At 67.7% G+C, this 18,741-nt stretch carries 17 protein-coding genes and 1 other RNA gene; 1 reads left to right on the forward strand and 17 read right to left on the reverse strand.

Going from position 1 to position 18,741, the window contains the following annotated elements; translation table 11 throughout:
* Positions 1–36: 36 nt before the first annotated feature.
* The 17 genes from murB to B146_RS30085 all read right to left on the reverse strand — a co-directional run bounded on the left by murB (position 37) and on the right by B146_RS30085 (position 17,723).
* Complete coding sequence (murB, locus tag B146_RS0113030) at positions 37–984, reverse strand: UDP-N-acetylmuramate dehydrogenase (RefSeq protein WP_019996888.1); 948 nt, start codon at positions 982–984, stop codon at positions 37–39.
* On the reverse strand, positions 981–2,393 hold the full coding sequence (gene murC, locus B146_RS0113035; protein WP_026358581.1) for a UDP-N-acetylmuramate--L-alanine ligase: 1,413 nt from the start codon (positions 2,391–2,393) through the stop codon (positions 981–983). The genes murB and murC overlap by 4 nt, the downstream gene beginning before the upstream one ends.
* Before the next feature lie 29 nt (positions 2,394–2,422).
* Positions 2,423–3,532 carry an undecaprenyldiphospho-muramoylpentapeptide beta-N-acetylglucosaminyltransferase gene (gene murG / locus B146_RS0113040; protein WP_019996890.1) on the reverse strand — a complete coding sequence of 370 codons (1,110 nt, stop codon included), beginning with the start codon at positions 3,530–3,532 and terminating at the stop codon, positions 2,423–2,425.
* Positions 3,532–4,698: a putative lipid II flippase FtsW gene (gene ftsW, locus B146_RS0113045; RefSeq protein WP_019996891.1), complete on the reverse strand. Its 1,167-nt coding sequence runs from the start codon at positions 4,696–4,698 to the stop codon at positions 3,532–3,534. The genes murG and ftsW overlap by 1 nt, the downstream gene beginning before the upstream one ends.
* Positions 4,699–4,701: 3 nt before the next feature.
* On the reverse strand, positions 4,702–6,096 hold the full coding sequence (gene murD / locus B146_RS0113050; protein ID WP_019996892.1) for a UDP-N-acetylmuramoyl-L-alanine--D-glutamate ligase: 1,395 nt from the start codon (positions 6,094–6,096) through the stop codon (positions 4,702–4,704).
* Between the two features lie 10 nt (positions 6,097–6,106).
* Positions 6,107–7,189, reverse strand: coding sequence for a phospho-N-acetylmuramoyl-pentapeptide-transferase (mraY, locus tag B146_RS0113055; protein ID WP_019996893.1), 1,083 nt, complete (start codon positions 7,187–7,189; stop codon positions 6,107–6,109).
* A gap of 4 nt (positions 7,190–7,193) precedes the next feature.
* Positions 7,194–8,666 carry a UDP-N-acetylmuramoylalanyl-D-glutamyl-2,6-diaminopimelate--D-alanyl-D-alanine ligase gene (locus tag B146_RS0113060; RefSeq protein ID WP_019996894.1) on the reverse strand — a complete coding sequence of 491 codons (1,473 nt, stop codon included), beginning with the start codon at positions 8,664–8,666 and terminating at the stop codon, positions 7,194–7,196.
* Entirely contained in the window at positions 8,663–10,114 is a 1,452-nt protein-coding gene (locus B146_RS0113065; protein ID WP_019996895.1) for a UDP-N-acetylmuramoyl-L-alanyl-D-glutamate--2,6-diaminopimelate ligase, read from the reverse strand. The genes B146_RS0113060 and B146_RS0113065 overlap by 4 nt, the downstream gene beginning before the upstream one ends.
* A gap of 112 nt (positions 10,115–10,226) precedes the next feature.
* Positions 10,227–11,948 (reverse strand): peptidoglycan D,D-transpeptidase FtsI family protein, encoded by a 1,722-nt coding sequence (locus B146_RS0113070; protein ID WP_019996896.1) that lies wholly within the window; start codon positions 11,946–11,948, stop codon positions 10,227–10,229.
* Positions 11,945–12,301, reverse strand: coding sequence for a cell division protein FtsL (gene ftsL / locus B146_RS0113075; protein ID WP_019996897.1), 357 nt, complete (start codon positions 12,299–12,301; stop codon positions 11,945–11,947). Before ftsL ends, B146_RS0113070 begins: the two co-directional genes overlap by 4 nt.
* 8 nt (positions 12,302–12,309) lie before the next feature.
* Positions 12,310–13,341 carry a 16S rRNA (cytosine(1402)-N(4))-methyltransferase RsmH gene (gene rsmH, locus B146_RS0113080; RefSeq protein ID WP_019996898.1) on the reverse strand — a complete coding sequence of 344 codons (1,032 nt, stop codon included), beginning with the start codon at positions 13,339–13,341 and terminating at the stop codon, positions 12,310–12,312.
* A complete protein-coding gene (gene mraZ, locus B146_RS0113085) occupies positions 13,338–13,799 on the reverse strand; it encodes a division/cell wall cluster transcriptional repressor MraZ (RefSeq protein WP_019996899.1) in 462 nt (153 codons plus the stop codon). The genes rsmH and mraZ overlap by 4 nt, the downstream gene beginning before the upstream one ends.
* 668 nt (positions 13,800–14,467) lie before the next feature.
* Positions 14,468–14,859, reverse strand: an RNA gene (gene rnpB / locus B146_RS27825) — RNase P RNA component class A.
* A 212-nt stretch (positions 14,860–15,071) separates the two neighbouring features.
* Positions 15,072–15,650 carry a lytic transglycosylase domain-containing protein gene (locus B146_RS26000; RefSeq protein ID WP_040408544.1) on the reverse strand — a complete coding sequence of 193 codons (579 nt, stop codon included), beginning with the start codon at positions 15,648–15,650 and terminating at the stop codon, positions 15,072–15,074.
* A gap of 202 nt (positions 15,651–15,852) precedes the next feature.
* A complete protein-coding gene (locus B146_RS0113100; protein WP_019996902.1) occupies positions 15,853–16,596 on the reverse strand; it encodes a peptidoglycan recognition protein family protein in 744 nt (247 codons plus the stop codon).
* Positions 16,593–17,312, reverse strand: a complete 720-nt coding sequence (locus tag B146_RS0113105) for a J domain-containing protein (RefSeq protein WP_019996903.1) — start codon at positions 17,310–17,312, stop codon at positions 16,593–16,595. The genes B146_RS0113100 and B146_RS0113105 overlap by 4 nt, the downstream gene beginning before the upstream one ends.
* A gap of 174 nt (positions 17,313–17,486) precedes the next feature.
* Entirely contained in the window at positions 17,487–17,723 is a 237-nt protein-coding gene (locus tag B146_RS30085) for a hypothetical protein (RefSeq protein ID WP_019996904.1), read from the reverse strand.
* Between the two features lie 196 nt (positions 17,724–17,919).
* Here B146_RS30085 and B146_RS0113115 point away from each other — a divergent pair, with 196 nt between their 5' ends.
* Positions 17,920–18,717: a glycoside hydrolase family 25 protein gene (locus tag B146_RS0113115; protein ID WP_019996905.1), complete on the forward strand. Its 798-nt coding sequence runs from the start codon at positions 17,920–17,922 to the stop codon at positions 18,715–18,717.
* The last annotated feature ends 24 nt before the right edge of the window (positions 18,718–18,741 follow it).

Consider the following 18,741-nt stretch of genomic DNA (forward strand, 5'->3'; position numbering starts at 1 on the left):
TCGCGGCGCCCTTCGTTAACGATTTGCCGGCAGCCCTCACGGGTGGAACGGTTCCACCTCGCCACCGGCGCCGAACCGGCCGAGCCGGCGGATCTCCCATTCGAGAAGAAGGCCGGAGGTCTCGAAGACGCGCCGGCGCACCGTCTCGCCCAGAAGCTCCAGATCGTGCCCGGTGGCGTCCTCGGCATTGATCATGAAATTGCAGTGGAGCGCCGACATCTCGGCGCCGCCGATCCGCAAGCCTCGGCAGCCGGCGCGATCGATCTCCTTCCAGGCCGAGGTTCCGGGCGGGTTCTTGAAGGTCGAGCCCCCCGTCTTCTCGCGCACCGGCTGCACCGTCTCGCGGTGATGCTGCACCTCGTCCATCGCCGCCCGGATCGCCTCGCGCTCCGTTTCCGGCCCTTCGAACAGGGCGGAGACGAAGATCAGGTCTTCCGGCGCGTCGGCATGGCGATAGCTGTAGCCCATGTCGGCGCGGGACAGGACGTGGCGATGGCCCGAGCGGTCATAGGCCGCCGCCTCGACCAGCCGGTCGGCGGTCTCGACGCCATTGGCCCCGCCATTCATGCGGATCGCCCCGCCGACCGAGCCGGGAATGCCGTGGAAGAAGTGAAACCCGCCGATGCCGGCCTCCAGCGCCACGGCCGCGAGACGCTTGTCGCTCGCCGCAGCGCCCGCGCGAATGCGGCCCGCACCGAGCGCCTCGACTTCGCCGAAGCCCTTGGCGGGAAGACGCAGCGTGACGCCGCCGACGCCGCCGTCCCGCACCAGAAGATTGGAGCCGATGCCGACCAGCGTCAAAGCCACATCCGTCGGCAGCGCCTTGAGGAAGGCTTCGAGATCGGCCTCGTCCGCAGGCTGATAGAAGAGATCGGCCGGCCCGCCGGTGCGGAACCATGTGATCTTCGACAGGTCCGCCTGCGCGGCGAGCTTGCCGCGAAGGCCGAGCGCGGGATCGCTCAGGTGATCGCGCAGCGGGCTCACGCCCGCGCGCCCAGGGCGTCCAGCTCCTTCGGCAGGGCATAGGCCCATTGCGTGATCGAGCCTGCCCCAAGGCAGACGACCATGTCGCCCGGCTGCGCCACGCGGTGGACGAGCGGAGCGAGGTCCTGCGGCCCGTCGATGAGCTGTGCGTCGCGATGGCCGCCGAGGCGCAGGCGCTCGGCCAGCATCTCGGAATTGACGAACTCGATCGGCTCCTCGCCCGCCGCATAGACGGGCGCGAGGATCACCGTGTCGGCGTCGTTGAAGCAGGCCGCGAAATCGGCGAACAGACTCTGGAGGCGCGAATAGCGATGCGGCTGGACGACGGCGATGACACGGCCCGAAGCCGCCGAGCGCGCGGCCGAAAGGACGGCGCGGATTTCCACGGGATGGTGGCCGTAGTCGTCATAGACGTCGATGCCGTTGGACTGGCCCGTATGGGTGAAGCGCCGCTTCACGCCGCCGAAAGCCCCAAGCCCCTTGCGGATCGCCTCGTCGGTGATGCCGATGCGATGGGCCACGGCCAGCGCGGCGGTGGCATTGGAGACATTGTGCCGGCCGGGCATGGGCAGGACGAGGTCGGTCAGCTCGTGCGAGCGCCCGGTGACGCGGTCGCGGATCGTCACGTCGAAGATCGAACGCGCGCCTTCCATGCGGATGTTCTGGAAGCGCACGTCGGCCTGAAGGTTCTCGCCATAGGTGATGATGCGGCGGTCCTCGATCTCGGCCACCAGCGTCTGCACCTCCGGGTGGTCGAGGCACATGACCGCGAAACCGTAGAAGGGCACGTTCTCGACAAAGGCGCGGAACGCCGCGCGCACCTTGTCGAAGGTGCCGTAATGGTCGAGATGCTCGGGGTCGATATTGGTGACGACCGCCACGTCGGCCGGCAGCTTCAGGAAGGTGCCGTCGCTTTCGTCGGCTTCCACCACCATCCAGTCGCCCGCGCCCATGCGGGCATTGGTGCCATAGGCGTTGATGATGCCGCCGTTCACCACGGTCGGGTCCATGCCGCCGGCGTCGAGCAGCGTCGCGACCATCGAGGTGGTCGTGGTCTTGCCATGCGTGCCACCGATGGCGATGGCCTGCTGGAAGCGCATCAGCTCGGCCAGCATCTCGGCGCGGCGCACGATCGGCAGAAGCCGCGCGCGGGCGGCCGAGAGTTCGGGGTTGGTGCGCTTGATCGCGGTGGACACGACCACGACCTCGGCGAGCCCCAGATTCTCGGCGGCATGGCCGATATGGACGGTGACGCCCTTGTCGCGCAGGCGCTGGACGTTGGCGTTCTCGGACGCATCCGAGCCCTGCACCGTGTAGCCGAGATTGACCAGCACCTCGGCGATGCCGCTCATGCCGATGCCCCCGATCCCGATGAAATGCACAGGGCCGATATTGGGCGGCATCTTCATGACGCGCTCCTTCTTGGAAACGAGTTGAATCATCGGGCCGAAGCGGCCCCGGTCAGCGCCACGACGCGGTCGGCGAGCTGGCGCGCGGCGTCGGGAATGCCGACCGAACGGGCGACCGTCGCCATGGCTTCGGCGAAGGTCGGGTCTTCCGCGACCTCGCGGATATGGGCGGCCAAGCGCTCGGTGCTCAGCTCGGACTGCTGCGCCAGCACCGCGCCGCCGCCTTCCGTCAGGCGCGCGGCATTGGCCGCCTGATCGTGGTCGAGCGCGTAAGGATAGGGCACGAGGATCGAGGGGCGGCCGATCACGCAGATTTCCGAGACGGTGGACGCGCCCGAGCGGCTGACCACGAGATGGGCGTGGCCGATGCGCTCGGCCATGTCGCCGAAGAAGGGCGAGACCTCGGCGGGAATGCCCATGCGCTCGAAGAAGGCGCGCACCTCGGCCTCGTCCTCGCGCCGGGCCTGCTGCGTCACACGCAGGCGCGCCTGGAGCGGCGCGGGCAGAGCCTCGATCGCGGCCGGCACGGCCTTGGAGAAGAACTGAGCACCCTGGCTTCCACCGAACACGACGAGATGGAAAGGCGCGTCGCCCCGGCTCGCCTCGTAAGGGGTTTCCGCCGCCTTCAGGACGGCGGGGCGTACCGGATTGCCCGTCACCACCAGTTTGGCGGCGATCGCGGCATCGGCCTCGCTCTGCGGAATACCGGCGGCGATGGCGCGCACGCGCCCGGCGAGGAAGCGGTTGGCCCGCCCCATCACCGCGTTCTGCTCGTGGATCATCGTCGGCAGGCCGGCCTTGGCGGCGGCGAGCATGGGCGGCACGGTCGGATAGCCGCCGAATCCGACGACGGCGGCGGGGCGCAGCCGGCGCATCAGCGCCCGCGCCTCGCGGTAGCCGTTGAGGAGCTTCAGCCCCGAGCGCAGGAGCGCCAGAGGGTTCTTCGAGCCGAAGGTGGCGGACGGCACGACATGCGTCGCATCGGCCGGAAAGCTCCCGGCATAGCGCCCCGCCCGCTCGTCCGTCGCCAGATGAACGGCGAGGCCGCGCGCCCGCAGCTCGTGCGCCAGGGCCTCGGCCGGGAAGAGATGACCGCCCGTGCCGCCGGCGCAGAGGAGAATGGGTCCTTGCACCGCCATTACCGCAGGCCCAGCGAATTCTGGAAGATGAGCGTGCGATCCACCAGCCGGTCGGTCTGCGAGACGTTCTCGGCGCGCTTGCGGGTCAGCGCCAAGACGAAGCCGGCCGTGATGGCGACCGCCATCATGGAGGAGCCGCCATAGGAGATGAAGGGCAGCGTCATGCCCTTGGCGGGCATGAGATGAAGGTTCACGGCCATGTTGATGATCGACTGGAGGCCGAACAGCATGACGAGGCCCGAGATCGCGAGACGGCAGAACGTGTCGCGCTGGCGGAAGGCGATCGACAGGCCGCGGATCACGATGAAGGCGAAGATCGCGGTCAGCGCCATGCAGGAGATGATGCCGAATTCCTCGGCGATCACCGAATAGGCGAAGTCGGTGTGGCTGTCGGGCAGGATGCGCTTCACGGTCCCCTCGCCCGGCCCCTGGCCGAACCAGCCGCCGCGCATGATGGCCTCGCGCGCCGTGTCGGTCTGGAACGTGTCGCCTTCGCCCGTCATGAAGCGGTCGATACGCGAGGCGACGTGCGGGAAGACGAAATAGGCCGAGCAGAAGCCGACGACGCCGATGCTGCCGAGCATGACGATCCACATCCAGGGCAGGCCGGCCATGAAGAACAGGCCGCCCCAGACCGAGGTGGACAGGATGGTCTGGCCGAGATCGGGCTGCGCCACGAGAAGCGCGCAGACGACCATGAGGATCAGGATCGAGAAGAGATTGCCCGGAATGTCCTTGCGGCGCGAATGCTCGGCGAAGAGCCAGGCGCAGACCACGACGAAGGCGGGCTTCATGAACTCGGAAGGCTGGACGCTGAGCGGGCCGATCTCGACCCAGCGCCGCGCGCCCTTCACTTCCGTTCCGAAGAACAGCGCGATCACCATGAGGCCGAGCGCGCCGCAGAGCATGGCGACCGACATGCAGCGGATGCCGCGTGGGCTCAGAAGTGAGGTCGCCAGCATAACGCCGATCGAGGGAAACAGGAACAGGGCGTGGCGCTTCACGAAGTGGAAGGGCTCGAGGCCGATGCGCTCGGCCACCGGCGGGCTCGCCGCGAAGGACAGGACCATGCCCCCGATCATCAGGATCAGGAAGGCGGCCAGGAACCAGCGGTCGATCGACCGCCACCAGTCCGTGATGACACCCTTCTTGGCGCGACTGACCATGACCTACCCTTTGCGGAAGACATCGACGCCCGGCAAGGCTTCCACCAATTGCCGGAAGCGCTCGCCTCGAACTTCGAAATTGCGGAACTGGTCGAAGCTGGCACAGGCCGGCGAAAGGAGAACGACCTCCGCCTCGCCGGACCGCGCGGCGTCGCGCGCCGCGTTTTCGACCGCGACGTCCAGCGTACCCGAAATTTCGTAAGGAATTCGTTCACCAAGAGTCGCCGCGAAGGCGGGCGCCGCCTCGCCGATCAGATAGGCCTTGGCGATGCGCGAGAAGAGCGGCTCCAGCGGCGCGATGCCGCCCTCTTTCGGAAGGCCGCCCGCGATCCAGTGGATGCGCTCGAAGCTCGCGAGCGCCGGGGCCGCCGCGTCCGCGTTGGTGGCCTTGGAATCGTTGACGAAGAGAACCGGGCCGGCCTGCGCCACCTGTTCCATGCGATGAACGAGGCCCGGAAAGCTTTCGAGCCCGGCCTGGATCTCGCCGTGCGACAGGCCGAGGACACCGAGCGCCGCGACGGCGGCGGCCGCGTTCTGGCCGTTGTGCCGGCCGCGCAGCGAGCCGATGCCGGTCAGGCGATAGTCCTTGACGGTCGCGCCATCGCGCGCCACGACGAGCGTGCCGTCGCGGTAGAAGACGCCGTCCTCGAGTTCCTTTTCCTTGGAGATGCGCAGGACGATATTGCCCTCGCTCTCGTGCCAGTCGGCGATGCCGGCGCCATACTCGTCGTCGACGCCGATCACGGCGGTTCCCGCGTCCTTCAGAAGCCGGGCCTTGATCGCGGCATAGTTCTCCATCGTCCCATGCCGGTCGAGATGATCGGGCGACAGGTTGAGGAGAATGCCGACGGTCGGCGCGATCGAGGGCGCGAGATCGATCTGGTAGGAGGAGCACTCCACCACGTAATGGCGCTCGGGCGCGGGCGGCTCCAGCGTCAGGACGGCGACGCCGATATTGCCGCCGAGCTGCGTGTCGCGGCCCGCATGCGCCAGGCAATGGGCGATCAGCGCCGTGGTGGTGGACTTGCCGTTGGTGCCGGTGATCGCGACGAAGGGCGCGCGCGGGCTCGTCGCGGCGCGCTCGCGCACGAAGATCTCGATGTCCCCGATGATCGGCACGCCGGCTTCGCGCGCCAGCTCCGCCGCCCAATGGGGTTTGGGATGCGTCAGCGGCACGCCGGGCGAGAGAACGAGCGCGTCGACGCCGCGCCAGTCGAGCGCATGGAGATCGCCGGCCGGCAGGCCTTCGCTCGCGGCGGCCTCGACGCTTTTCGGGTTGTCGTCGAACACGGTGAGGTCGGCGCCGCCCGCCTTCAGCGCGCGCGCCGTGGCGAGCCCGGACCCGCCGAGGCCGAACAGGGCGACCCGCTTGCCCGAAAAACTCGTCGCCGGGATCATCGTCCCCTCCTCAACGCAGCTTGAGCGTGGACAGGCCCACGAAGGCGAGCATCAGCGCGATGATCCAGAAGCGGACCACGACCTGGCTCTCGGTCCAGCCGAGCTTCTCGAAATGGTGGTGGATCGGCGCCATCAGGAAGACGCGCTTGCCGGTGAGCTTGAAGGAGGCGACCTGAATGATGACCGACAGCGCTTCCATGACGAAGAGGCCGCCGATCACCACCAGCACCAGCTCGTGCTTGGTGGCGACGGCCACCGTGCCCACCAGTCCGCCGAGCGCCAGAGAGCCGGTGTCGCCCATGAAGATCGCGGCGGGCGGCGCGTTGAACCAGAGGAAGCCAAGCCCCGCGCCGATCACCGCGCCGCAGACCACGGCGAGCTCGCCGGTGCCGACGACATAGTGGATCTGCAGGTAGTTGGCGAAATTGGTGTTGCCCGCGAGATAGGCGATCAGCGCGAAGGCGGCGGAGGCGATCATGATCGGCATGATGGCGAGCCCGTCGAGCCCGTCCGTGAGATTCACGGCATTGGCCGCGCCCACCACCACGACGGCGGCGAAGGCGGCGTAGAACCAGCCGAGATCGATCAGGAGCGACTTGATGAAGGGCACCGACAAGGACGTCGCGAAGCTGCCGGACTGCGCCATGATGATGAGGACGCCGGCGACGAGCGCGATGGCGAACTCGATGCCGAGCCGCGCCTTGCCGGAAAAGCCCTTGTGGCTCTGCTTCGTGACCTTCAGGTAATCGTCGTAGAAGCCGATGGCGCCGAAGCCCATCGTGACGAGCAGCACCGTCCAGACATAGAGATTGCTGAGATCGGCCCAGAGAAGCGTCGCGACCAGGAAGCCGGCGAGGATCATGAGGCCGCCCATCGTGGGCGTGCCGGCCTTCTTGAAATGGGTCTGCGGCCCGTCGGCGCGGATCGGCTGCCCCCGCCCCTGCCGGATGCGCAGATTGGCGATGATGGCCGGGCCGAACAGGAACACCACGATGAACGAGGTGATCATCGCGCCGCCGGTTCGGAAGGTGATGTAGCGGAAGACGTTGAAGACCTGAGCGTCGTCGGTCAGCGCGGCGAGATAGGTGAACATGCGGTCAGGCTCCCTGCCGAGGTGGGTTGGAGGCAGGTTCGCCCGATCGAGGGGCGGCTTGCGGCGCGAACTGGCCGATCAGATCGTCCACGACCTTCGAGAAACCGATGCTCTTCGACGCCTTGATCATCACGACGTCACCCGGTCGAAGGTGGCGCAGGAGGCTTGCGCGAAGCTCGTCGGTCGAGGAATGCCATTCATGGCGCACGAGACGCTCCAGCGCCGCGTCGAGCGCCGTCATCTCGGTTCCCGCCAGGAGCACGAGATCGGGATGGGCGTCGAGAACCGCCGAGGCAAGCTCGACATGGAGGTTGCGCGAATGGGCGCCGAGCTCCAGCATGTCGCCGAGAACCGCGATCCGCCGGGCGTCCGTGCCGGCGGCCGACTGCGCCAGAAGCGAAAGAGCGGCGCGCATTGAGGCCGGGTTGGCGTTGTAGCTCTCGTCGATCAGCGTCCACTCGCCGCCGCCGTCCGGCAGCGGCAAAGTGACGCGCGCACCGCGCCCCTTGCCGGCGCGCCAGGAGGCGAGATCCGCCGCTGCCGTTTCGACATCGGCGCCGGTGAGGTCGGCGGCGCCGAGCACAGCCAGGACGTTCTGGGCGATGTGACGACCGCCCGAGCCGATCTCGACCGTGACGTCGGTTCCGTCGATCCGCGCGGCGAGGCGCTGGCCGGAGCCGGTGGAGCGAAGCGCGGTCAGGCGGTAATCCGCGTCCGCCGCCTCGCCGAAGGTCGTGATGCGCGTGACGCCGGCCGCGCGGGCGCGCCGCGAGAGATGCTCGAGCTGCGGATCGTCGGCGTTGAGAACGGCGGTTCCGCCCGGCACCAAGCCTTCGAAGATTTCCGCCTTGGCCTCGGCGATCTCGTCGATGTCGCGGAAGAAGCCGAGATGGGCGGGCGCGATCAGCGTGATGATGGCGACATGCGGGCGCACCATCTTCACCAGCGGCCGGATCTCGTTCGGATGGTTCATGCCGATCTCGAACACGGCAAAGGCCGCCTCGCGCGGCAGGCGCGCCAGCGTCAGCGGCACGCCCCAATGATTGTTGAAGGAGGCGAGCGAGGCATGGACCTCGCCCTGGCGCTCCAGAACATGGGTGAGCGCGTCCTTGGTGGTGGTCTTGCCGACGCTGCCCGTCACGGCGACGATGCGCGCCTGCGACCGCGCGCGGGCCGCGACCGCCAGACGCTCCAGCGCCTTCAGGACATCGTCCACGACGAGAAGCGGCACGGTGACGCTGCCGAGCGCCGGCAGCTTCTTTTCGGCCACCACCAGAAGCCCGGCGCCGGCGGCGATCGCCTGCCGCAGGAAGGCGTGTCCGTCGAAGCTCTCGCCCTTGATGGCGAAGAAGGCCTCGCCCGGCTGGAGCGTGCGCGTGTCGATCGAGATGCCGGAAATCACGGAGGGCAGCGCGCCGACGGGGCGCCCGCCGGTGGCTTCCGCCATCTCCGACCCGGTCCAGAGCGCGAGGGTCATGCGGTCTCCTTTCCGCCGACGGCGGCGCGCACTTCCTCGTGGTCGCTGAAGGGCAAGGTGCTGCCTCCCACGGTCTGTCCGTTCTCGTGGCCCTTGCCGGCGACGATCACCGTGTCGCCCGGCCCGGCGAGGGCGACGGCGGCGCGGATCGCCTCGCGGCGATCGCCGATCTCGCGCGCGCCGGGCGCGGCGGCGAGAATGGCGGCGCGGATCGCGGCCGGCTCTTCGGAGCGCGGATTGTCGTCGGTGACGATGGCGATATCGGCAAGGCGCGCGGCGATCGCGCCCATGATCGGGCGCTTGCCGGTGTCGCGATCTCCGCCGCAGCCGAAGACGAGGATCACGCGGCCGCTGGTGAAGGGGCGCACGGACTGAAGCACGTTTTCGAGCGCCTCGGGCTTGTGGGCGTAATCCACGAAGACCGGCGCGCCGCCCTGCGTCGTGCCGGCGAGGTCGAGCCGCCCCGGCGCGCCGCGCAGGCCTTCGAGCGCCTTGATCGCCGTCGCCGGCGCGACGCCGGTGGAGATGGCAAGACCCGCCGCGACGAGCGCATTGGCCATCTGGAACTCGCCCGCGAGCGGCAGGACGATGCGGTGGATGTGACCGCCCGCCTCGATCTCGGCGACCTGACGATGGCGCTCGTGCTCCAGGCGCTTCAGCACCAGGAAGTCGCCCGCGCGCCCGACGAGGCGCACATCGGCGCCGGCCGCCCTGGCGGCGTCCACCGCCCGCGCGGTCCACGCGTCGTCGGCATAGATGACGGCGGGCGCGCCCTTGGGCAGCAGCGCCTCGAACAAGCGCATCTTGGCCTGGAAATAGTCCTCGACCGTCGGGTGATAGTCCATGTGGTCGCGGCCGAGATTGATGAAGGCTGCCGCCGAGAGACGCACACCGTCGAGGCGGCGCTGTTCGAGGCCATGGCTCGAGGCTTCCATCGCGGCGTGGGTGACGCCCTCGTCGGCGAGTTCGGCCATGAGCCGGGCGAGGGCCACGGGCTCGGGCGTCGTCAGCGTGCCGTAGTCGTCGCGCTTGGGCGACACGACGCCGGTCGTGCCGATCGAGGCGCTCGCATGGCCGGCGGCGGCCCAGATCTGGCGCGTGAAGGCCGCGATCGAGGTCTTGCCGCTCGTGCCTGTGACGGCGACGACGCAGTCCGGCTGCCGGCCGTAGAAGCGCGCCGCCATGAGCGAGAGCGCGCGCCGCGTGTCGGACACGCGCAGGATCGGCAAGGCGCTCTCCACCTCTGCCGTCTCGGACAGGAGGAGCGCCGCCGCGCCGCGCCGCTCGGCGTCCGCCACGAAGCTTTCGCCATGGCCCTTCGTGCCCGCATGGGCGGCGAACAGGAAGCCGGGTTCCACCGTTCGGGAGTCCGAGGTCAGCCCCGTGATCTCGACATTGGCTCCGTCGAAGCCGGTTCCGAATTCACCGGCGAGGTCGCAAAGCTTCATTCACCATCTTCCAGGTCGCAGAAAAAAGCCGGCGGCGAGCCGCCGGCTTTCCAAGGTTTTCGTCCCGCCGGGTTCTTAGAACACACAGCCGGGCGATTGAAGCGTTTTGGCGTCAGTAGGACACCAGGAGCTGCTTTCCGCCATCGCCGAAGTCGGGCTTCACGTTCAGGAAGGTCGCGGCGCGGCGCACGATGTTGCCCACGATCGGCGCGGCGTTCCAGCCGGCCTGTGCGTTCGGCTTGCCCTGCTCGACCTGCGGATCGTCGACGATCGACATCACGATGTAGCGCGGCTTCTCGATCGGGAAGGCGCCGACATAGGCGTTGAAGCGGTGGTCCTTGGAATAGCGGCCGTTCATGACCTTCTCGGCCGTGCCCGTCTTGCCGCCCACATGGTAGCCCGCCACGTTCGCCGCGCGGCCCGAGCCCTCCTCGCCGTTGATGCGGAAGATCGTGCGCATGTCGAGCGCGGTCTGCTCGCGCACGACGCGATGCTTGACCTGATCGGCTTCCTCCTGCGTGCGCGGCAGGAAGGTCGGGGGAACGTAATAGCCGCCATTGATGATCGAAGCCGCCGCCACCGCCGTGTTGAGGGGGGTCGTGGAGACGCCGTGACCGAAGGCGATGGTCATGGAGTTGATCTTCTTCCAGGTGCGCGGCTGGGTCGGCACGGCCACTTCCGGCAGCTCGGTCTTGAGGCGCGTCAGCAGCCCGAGGCGCGTCAGGAATTCCTGGTGGTTTTCCAGGCCCACCATGTCGGCTTCGCGGGCCGAGCCGACATTGGACGAGTATTTGAAGATGTCGGTGACCGACAGCGCCGCGCCCTTGTTGTGGAACTCCTTGATCGTGTGACCGGCCACGAAGAAGGGGCGCGTGTCGACCATGGAGTTGATCGACACCTTGCCGAAGTCGAGCGCCATGGCGGTGGTGAAGATCTTGAAGGTCGACCCCATCTCGAACGTGCCGGCCGAGAAGCGGTTGAGGTTTTCCTTCTTGAGCGCGTCGCCCGGACTGTTGGGGTCGTAGTCGGGCAGCGAGGCCATCGCGATGACCTCGCCCGTGTTGACGTCGAGAACGAGGCCGCCGGCGGCGACGGCACGATATTTCTGCATCGCGGAGACGAGTTCGTCGCGCACGATGTGCTGGACGCGAAGGTCGATCGAGAGCTTCACCGGCTTCAGGTCGTCGCCCGCGGCGAGCCCGTTGGCCTGCAGGGCGCGGAAGCCGCTGTCGTCGACATATTTCTCCATGCCGGCGATGCCCTGATTGTCGATATTCGTGAGACCCACGATATGCGACGCGGTCGAGCCGCCCGGATAGAAGCGGCGCTTCTCGGTGCGAAAGCCGATGCCGGGAATGCCGAGCGCCAGGATTTCCTGCTGCTGGCGCGGCGTCAGCTCGCGCTTTAGCCAGGCGAAGCCCGCCTTGGACGACAGGCGGTCGTGCAGAACCTTGGGGTTGAGATCGGGCAGGACGGTCAGCAGCGCCTCGGTCGCCTCGTCCGCATCCACGATGCGGCGCGGCTCGGCGAAGAGCGAGGCGGTCTTGATGTCGGTCGCCAGAACCTCGCCGTTGCGATCCACGAGGTCGGGGCGCGTCACCGGCCCGTTATTGGCCATGGCGCGATAGATGTCGCCGGTGTCGGCGACCGCGCCCCACATCAGAAGGCGCATGCCGATGACGCCGTAGATGGAGCAGAACAGGCCGGTCGCGATCAGGAAGCGCGCCTTGTTGCGCGGCGCTTCCGCCCGGCGCGGACGCAGCCCGGTGCCCACGCCCGGCTGCGCGGCGTGCTTGCCGCCGAGAAAGGCCAGCTTGCGACGGAAATCGATCATCGGGACTTGCTCCGGTCCATGGCGGCGAAGCGATCATGGGGCTTCTGGTCGGCCGGCGCTTCGGGCACCGGCGGCGAAGGAAGCTGGTTGGGCTCGACGATCTGCTCGGGATCGGTCGGGTCGAGCTTCAACGTGTCCTGAAACGCCTTGGCGAGCTGCTCCAGGCGGTTGGGCTGGTTGAGAAGGCTCCAGTCGGCGTCCAGAAGCTGGAGCGTCTCCTTTTCGAGCGCGATCTTGCGGTCGAGCAGCGAGATCTGATGCTCCACCGCCTCGGCCTGATACTTCTGGCCGAAGGTCCAGGCGGCCGCGCCCAGCATGAGAACGACGAGAAGGACGTCGAGCGTCTTCGACATGGGACGATTCAAGCTCCGGACGGCAGGTCGGCGAGCGACGGCAGATCGATGAAGTCCGTCGCCTCCCCTTCGGCGCGCGCGGGCGCCTCGGTGCGGACGGCGGATCGCAGCTTGGCCGAGCGGGCCCGAGGATTGGAGGCGATCTCGTCCTCCTCACCCGCCACCGGCCGATTACGAGATTCGAATGTGCGGTCCTTATGCTGAACATCCGGTAAATGCCGCGACGTGGACGCCGCTTCGGATCGATCGCGCAGGAAGCGTTTCACGATCCGGTCTTCCAGGGAATGGAAGGTGACGACCGCCAGCCGGCCGCCGGGCTTCAGCACGCGCTCGGCCGCGACCAGCGCGCGGGCGAGCTCTCCGAGTTCGTCGTTCACATAGATGCGCAGGGCCTGGAAGGTGCGCGTCGCCGGATCGATCCGATCCTTGGGCGAGCGCCCGAGAACCCGGCCGACGACCTGCGCGAGATCGAGCGTGCGCTCGAAGGGGCGCTCGGCGCGGCGCGCCTCGATGGCGCGCGCGATGCGCCCGGCCTGCCGCTCTTCGCCGAGGAAATTCAGGACGCGCGCGAGATCGCCGACCTTCAGGCGGTTCACCACATCGGCCGCGCTCGGGCCCGAGCGGCTCATGCGCATGTCGAGCGGCCCGTCCTTCTGGAAGGAGAAGCCGCGCTCGGCCTCGTCGATCTGCATGGAGGAGACGCCGATATCGAGAACGACGCCATCCACCGCGCCGTCGGCCTCGGTCTCGACGATCGACTGGAGATCGCCGAAGCGGCCGTGAACGAGACGCAAGCCAGGATGGGCCGCCAGCATGGGCGCGGCGGCGGCGATGGCCGTCGGGTCGCGATCGATGCCGAGAACGCTGGCGCCGGACGCGAGAAGGGCGGCCGAATAGCCGCCCGCCCCGAAGGTCCCATCGACGATCACCTCGCCGGGTCGGGGGTCCAAGGCTTCCAAAACAGGCCGGAGGAGCACCGGAATGTGACGAACCGGTCCGCCATCGGCAGGTTCCTCGACCGTGCCGTGATCCGTCATCATTCCGGCGCACCCTCGGACATGCCTCGGCCGGTGCGACGCGCCGTCAGACGTGCGCGCGCTTCCGCTCGATAGGCCTCGAACCGGGACGGCTCCCAGAGTTGGAAGAAATGGTTGCGACCCACGAAGGCCACGCGATCGGTGATGCCCGTGTGGGTGCGAATGAAGTCCGACACCATGATGCGCCCCTCGGCATCGAATTTCAGAAAGGCGCCATCGCCATAGGCAAAGAGCGACATGTCCGAATAGTCCTCGCTGAAGGGGTCCTCCTGCGCCATGCGCGTTTCGTAGCGCTCCAGAAGGTCCATGCCGCCGACGTCGATCGCCGGCTGCCCGATCGCCTGCAAGGCGTAGAGCTCGCGAAACCCGCGCGCGGCCAGCACCTGCCGAAACGGCGCCGGCACGGACACCCGCCCCTTGGCGTCGATATTGTTGACCGAGTTGGAAAGGAACCGGTCCATCGTCGCCGTCGACCGCCCCTTCTTTCCCTCGTCCCCTCACGACACCTCCGCCCGCCTTCATGGCCGAAATCAGCACACAAACTCACCCGCGAGACGGCCAAAACCGTCCGCGCAGCCCAGCCGAAACACGCTGGAACCGATGCTCGCCAATGTTTGAATTCGGCCCGGGAAGCGGGCCTTCAGGATGGGTTTGGGATATCATGGGCCCCCATGGGGGTCAATGGGAACGCCCCGCCCGCACGGTCGCGCCGCACCTGTTGCAGGCCTGCCGCAGGCGCTTTCGTTAACCAATCTTTCCAGAGACTTAACGCGCCTTGCGGAAGCAATGCTGGAACGTCAAAACCGAGCGGTCGCCGCAGTCGGAGGGCGCCGCCGGCGCCGGGTGAAGCCAGTGTTTACAAGGGGTAACGGAGGGCCAGCATTTTGACGGGCTGGTCTGCATTTTTTTCATGGCGCGTCAAAGCGTTCGCGCAAAATGCGGCGAGACGGGCTTGAAGTTTTCGGCAAAGGGAAATGTAGCCGTCCGTTGCGCCATGCGCCCTCGATAGGCCGGATGCGCGAAGGGTCGCGGCAAGCGCGCCCTCCCCCCGTGGGGGATCGTCCCATGATGTGTGGGACGCCGTCCCATCCCGATCCTAAAGCGGAGGCGACGGGTGCGGCGATGGTCGAAGGCCAGCCGGCCTATAAGCCGGGTTCTGTGCGACGGCTTGCGCCGCCCGGCGACCATTCCTCTGGGACGCCGCTCGCGCGGCGCCTCAAGCAACCCACCCGAACGACCGACCCGGAGAAGGGCTGGCGGTTTCCCGCCGCGTCGTTCCTATTCGGTTTTGCTCCCGGTGGGGTTTGCCCTGCCGCCGCCATTGCTGGAAGCGCGGTGGGCTCTTACCCCACCGTTTCACCCTTACCCCCGAGCCGAAGCCGAGGGCGGTTTGTTTTCTGTGGCACTTTCCCTGGGGTCACCCCCGCCGGGCGTTACCCGGCACCGTTTCTCCGTGGAGCCCGGACTTTCCTCCCCCGCCGTCTTTCGACATATGACGGGAGCGGCCGCCCGGCCGGCTGGCGGGCGTGATGTCGCCCGCGCGGCCCTAGCTGTCAAGCGAGGATCGGCTTAGAGCCCGTCCGAAAAGTCCGCCGGGTCGGCTCGCCGGGTCTTTTCGCCGCCCTCCTCGTTGCCGATCCTCGCCGATGCCACCCGCATCGACTGCGTTCGGCGCCTCGATCGCGACGAAAATTCCTCGGCGATCCTCCGCCGGTGACGTTCCGGACGGACTCTTAGAGCGAGGCCAGAACCAGCTTCACCTTCTCGCAGTAGCGCGCCGAGGTGGGGTTCATGCGCTTGGAATAATGGCCGGCATTGTATTTCAGGATCGTGCCGCACAGCGTTCCGCCACCGCGACGCTCGGCGCCCGCCAGATATTTCATGCCGTATTTGATGTTGACCTCGGGATTGTAGAGGTCGGTCTTGTCGCCGACGAAGCCCATGTCGCGGGCGGTGGCAGGCTTGATCTGCATCAGGCCGATCTCGCCGGCCCGGCCGGTGACCTCGATGCGGTAATTGCTTTCCACCGAGACGATGGCGTGGGCAAGCTCCACGGGTACGCCGTTGGCCTTGGCTTCGCGCTCGATAATGTCGGCAAAGGGCCGATCCGAAAGACGCTCGGCCTCGTCGCCCTCCGCCCCGTCGGCATCGGCCGGCGCGACGAGCTTGGCAGCGGGATCGGTCAGGGTGGTGTCGAGGCTGGTCTTTTCGATCGGAGCGGTGGAAGTGGAAGAGGCGGTATCGGCGTTGGCGGCGGAAATCGGCGCAAGCGCGAGTGTCACGGCGGTGGCCATGGCAGGCAGTCGTCTCATTTCAGTCCTGTGGTCTTCGGTGCGGCCGGCTCAACACGCCGGCTGCATCGTCCCCTCTCGGCCGCAAATCCTCAGCGGCGGTGCGGGCTCCTTCTGCCGGCCAAATTCGACCGGGAATGGGACGCGGCGGTAACGGAATGTTAACGGTTGAAACAAAACGCGCTTGAACGGAACGCTCGCCAGCGCGTTTCAGCGCCCCAAATCAGATCGATTGAAGGAGGCGCAGGAGCCTGTCCTGCGTCTGCGCATCGACCGCTCCGGTAAGGCGCGCGGGTCGGAAATGGCGCTGGAAGGCGAGCGTCACGAGACGGGTCTCCTCCCCGAAGATCCCGTCCTTTCGCAGGCCATATCCGAAGGTTGCGAGCTGCCGCTGATAGGCCTCGACGAGGGACCCCCGATCGCCCATCCAGAGCAAAACTTCGCCCGGCTTATGATCGATCGCGCACCAGAGACCGATGCCGGCCGAAAAAAGTTGATCCCAAGGGAACAACTCGCCGGGGTCTTCCTTGCGATCGGGCGCGATATCGGAATGCGCCAGCACCAAATGCGGCGCGATTTGCCATCTTTCGCCACAATCCCTGCACAATTCGATCACCGAAGCGATCTGCGGATCGGGAAACGGGCGATAGCCGTGCTCATGGCCGGGATTGACGATCTCGATGCCGATGGCGCGCGAGTTGATGTCGCTGTGTCCCTGCCAGCTTCCCCGCCCCGCGTGCCAGGCGCGCCGCGCCTCGGGCACAAGTTGAAAAATTTCGCCATCCTCCTCCACGAGATAATGGGCCGACACTTCGCTGGCGGCATCGGTCAGCCGTTCCAGCGCCGCCGCGCCGCTGCGCATGCCCGTGTAGTGGAGAAGCAGGATGTCGGGGCCCGCTACGCCGCGTCGCTCGTTGTGGCTTGGCGAAGGAACGAGGCGCGAGACGAGCGGCGTGTCGGCTTTCACTGCGCCGGCGCCAGCTTGCCGACCGTCGCCCAGGCCGCGTTGATCGCCTTCATGCGCTCGGTCGCGATCGCCATGAACTCCTGCGGAACCCCGCGCGCCACGAGCCTATCCGGATGGTTCTCCTTGACCAGTTCCAGATAGCGGCGGCGGATCACCTCGGGACTGTCGGTCGGCTCGACGCCGAGCACGGCATAGGCCCCCGCCTCCCCGCCGACGATATGGCGGGCCTTCAGACGCGAGAACTCGCGCTCGCTGATCTCGAAAAGCTCGGCGACACGGTGGAGGAACTGAAGCTCGCGCTCGTGGACGAACCCGTCCGCGCCCGCGATGTGGAACAGCCCGTCGAGAACGTCGATCAGAAGCGCGCAGTCGCCATGGCCGCTGCCGCAGAGCGAGCGCATCCGCAGCGCATAGGCCTCGAAGCCGGCCGTGTCCTGCCGGGCGAGATCGTAGAGCCGGAAGACGTTGCGCACTTCCTCGGGCGGAATCGCGAAGATGCGGCGGAAGGCGTTGATCTCGTTCTGGCTGACGACGCCGTCGGCTTTGGCCATCTTGGCCGAAAGCGCGATCATCGCGACGGAAAAGGCGACCCGCTTGCGCGTCTCGCGGTCGGCCGCGAACCCGGCGCGGATGCGCTCGACCAGGGCTTCAACGGTGGCCGCCCCACTGGCGGCGAGATCCCGCACCAATTGCGCGAGGCTCGAATAGATCGACATGGGCTCTTCGTGTTCCGCCACGCCGCGAAGGGCGCCTTTCGACTCGGCACCTTATCGCAGCCCGCGCCTTCGCAACAGCGAAAGCGTGGTCTTCCCCCAGCGGGGCCGGCAAAAGAAACGGGCTCGCGCTGGCTGGCGCGAGCCCGTCTCGACGTTCCGTGCGCTCGGTGCGGCTTACTGCGTCGTCGTGGTGCCCGTGGTGCCGGTCGTTCCCGTGGTGCCGGTGGCCGGCGGCGTCGCGGTCATGCCCGTGGTGCCGGTCGTGCCCGTCGCGGGCGTCGTCGTGGTCGTGTCCGTCGCGGCCGGAGGCGTGGTGGTGGCCGGCGTGGTGGACGAGGTGCTGTTGTTGTCGGAGCAGGCCGACAGGGCCAGAAGGGCGGCAGCGCCGAGAGCCAGAGAAATCGTCTTCATCGCAAGTCTCCTGTTTGCGGTCCGTTGCTGCCACAACGAGCGACGTTCGGTTCGGTTCGCCTCTCGCATCATCACGCTGCATTACATCTGTTACATTCGCGCCAGCTCACCCTTCGGTGAGCCCGGCCGCGAGGCCAGCCCGAGGTAAGGTCCCGCCCGCAGTTTGCCGCCGGACTCGGCATGTGGAGAGAACAGGATGCGGCAGGGCCAGAGAACCGACCGCGCCGAACGGCGATCGGGCGCGCGGATCGCGGCGCTCCTCGCGCTCGCCTGCCTTGCGCTGTCGAGCTGCCGTTCCGTGTCGCTCGACGCGGGCGAACTGGGGCTGACCGGCATTTCGGGCTCCAAACCCGAGCACTATCCCGTTCACGGCATCGACGTGTCGAAGTACCAGGGCGATGTCGATTGGAACGCGGCGCGCGCCGGAGGGGTCGCCTTCGCCTATATCAAGTCCACCGAGGGCGGGGACCGGGTCGACGACGCCTTCGCGCGCAACTGGAAATATGCCAAGGCCGCCGGCGTGCCGCGCGGCGCCTATCATTTCTTCTACTGGTGCCGGCCGGGCATCGAGCAGGCGCGCTGGTTCATCGAGAACGTGCCGCGCGACCCGGAAGCCCTCCCCCCGGTGCTGGACGTGGAGTGGACGCCCGATTCGCCGACCTGCACCCGCCGCCCGCCACGCGAGGAGATGGTGCGCGAGATGAGCGCCTTCCTGAACGCGCTGGAGCGTTATTACGGCGTGCGGCCCATCATCTACGCTCCGATCGACATTCACCGCGACCGGCTCGTCGGCACCTTTCCCAAGCACCAGTTCTGGCTGCGCGGCGTGAAGGACCATCCGAGCGAGAACTATCCGGGCCGCGACTGGCGCTTCTGGCAGTGGACGGCCACGGGCACCGTGCCGGGCGTCAAGGGCGGCGTCGACCGCAACGCCTTTTCCGGCACGCGGGCCGATTGGGACCTCTGGCTGAAGGCGCATCGGCCCGCCTCCTGAACCCGCTTCTTCAAAGCGCCGCAG

It is taken from the genome of Aureimonas ureilytica DSM 18598 = NBRC 106430 (genome assembly GCF_000382705.1).
Lineage (GTDB): Bacteria > Pseudomonadota > Alphaproteobacteria > Rhizobiales > Rhizobiaceae > Aureimonas > Aureimonas ureilytica.

Coding starts and splice junctions, on each gene's coding strand:
- B146_RS0113065 (WP_019996895.1), bottom strand. CDS start 10,114: ATGAAGCTTTGCGACCTCGCCGGTGAATTCGGAACCGGCTTCGACGGA.
- B146_RS26000 (WP_040408544.1), bottom strand. CDS start 15,650: ATGAGACGACTGCCTGCCATGGCCACCGCCGTGACACTCGCGCTTGCG.
- B146_RS0113060 (WP_019996894.1), bottom strand. CDS start 8,666: ATGACCCTCGCGCTCTGGACCGGGTCGGAGATGGCGGAAGCCACCGGC.
- murD (WP_019996892.1), bottom strand. CDS start 6,096: ATGATCCCGGCGACGAGTTTTTCGGGCAAGCGGGTCGCCCTGTTCGGC.
- ftsW (WP_019996891.1), bottom strand. CDS start 4,698: ATGGTCAGTCGCGCCAAGAAGGGTGTCATCACGGACTGGTGGCGGTCG.
- B146_RS0113115 (WP_019996905.1), top strand. CDS start 17,920: ATGCGGCAGGGCCAGAGAACCGACCGCGCCGAACGGCGATCGGGCGCG.
- mraY (WP_019996893.1), bottom strand. CDS start 7,189: ATGTTCACCTATCTCGCCGCGCTGACCGACGACGCTCAGGTCTTCAAC.
- B146_RS30085 (WP_019996904.1), bottom strand. CDS start 17,723: ATGAAGACGATTTCTCTGGCTCTCGGCGCTGCCGCCCTTCTGGCCCTG.
- B146_RS0113105 (WP_019996903.1), bottom strand. CDS start 17,312: ATGTCGATCTATTCGAGCCTCGCGCAATTGGTGCGGGATCTCGCCGCC.
- ftsL (WP_019996897.1), bottom strand. CDS start 12,301: ATGTCGAAGACGCTCGACGTCCTTCTCGTCGTTCTCATGCTGGGCGCG.
- murC (WP_026358581.1), bottom strand. CDS start 2,393: ATGAAGATGCCGCCCAATATCGGCCCTGTGCATTTCATCGGGATCGGG.
- B146_RS0113070 (WP_019996896.1), bottom strand. CDS start 11,948: ATGATCGATTTCCGTCGCAAGCTGGCCTTTCTCGGCGGCAAGCACGCC.
- rsmH (WP_019996898.1), bottom strand. CDS start 13,341: ATGATGACGGATCACGGCACGGTCGAGGAACCTGCCGATGGCGGACCG.
- murG (WP_019996890.1), bottom strand. CDS start 3,532: ATGGCGGTGCAAGGACCCATTCTCCTCTGCGCCGGCGGCACGGGCGGT.
- mraZ (WP_019996899.1), bottom strand. CDS start 13,799: ATGGACCGGTTCCTTTCCAACTCGGTCAACAATATCGACGCCAAGGGG.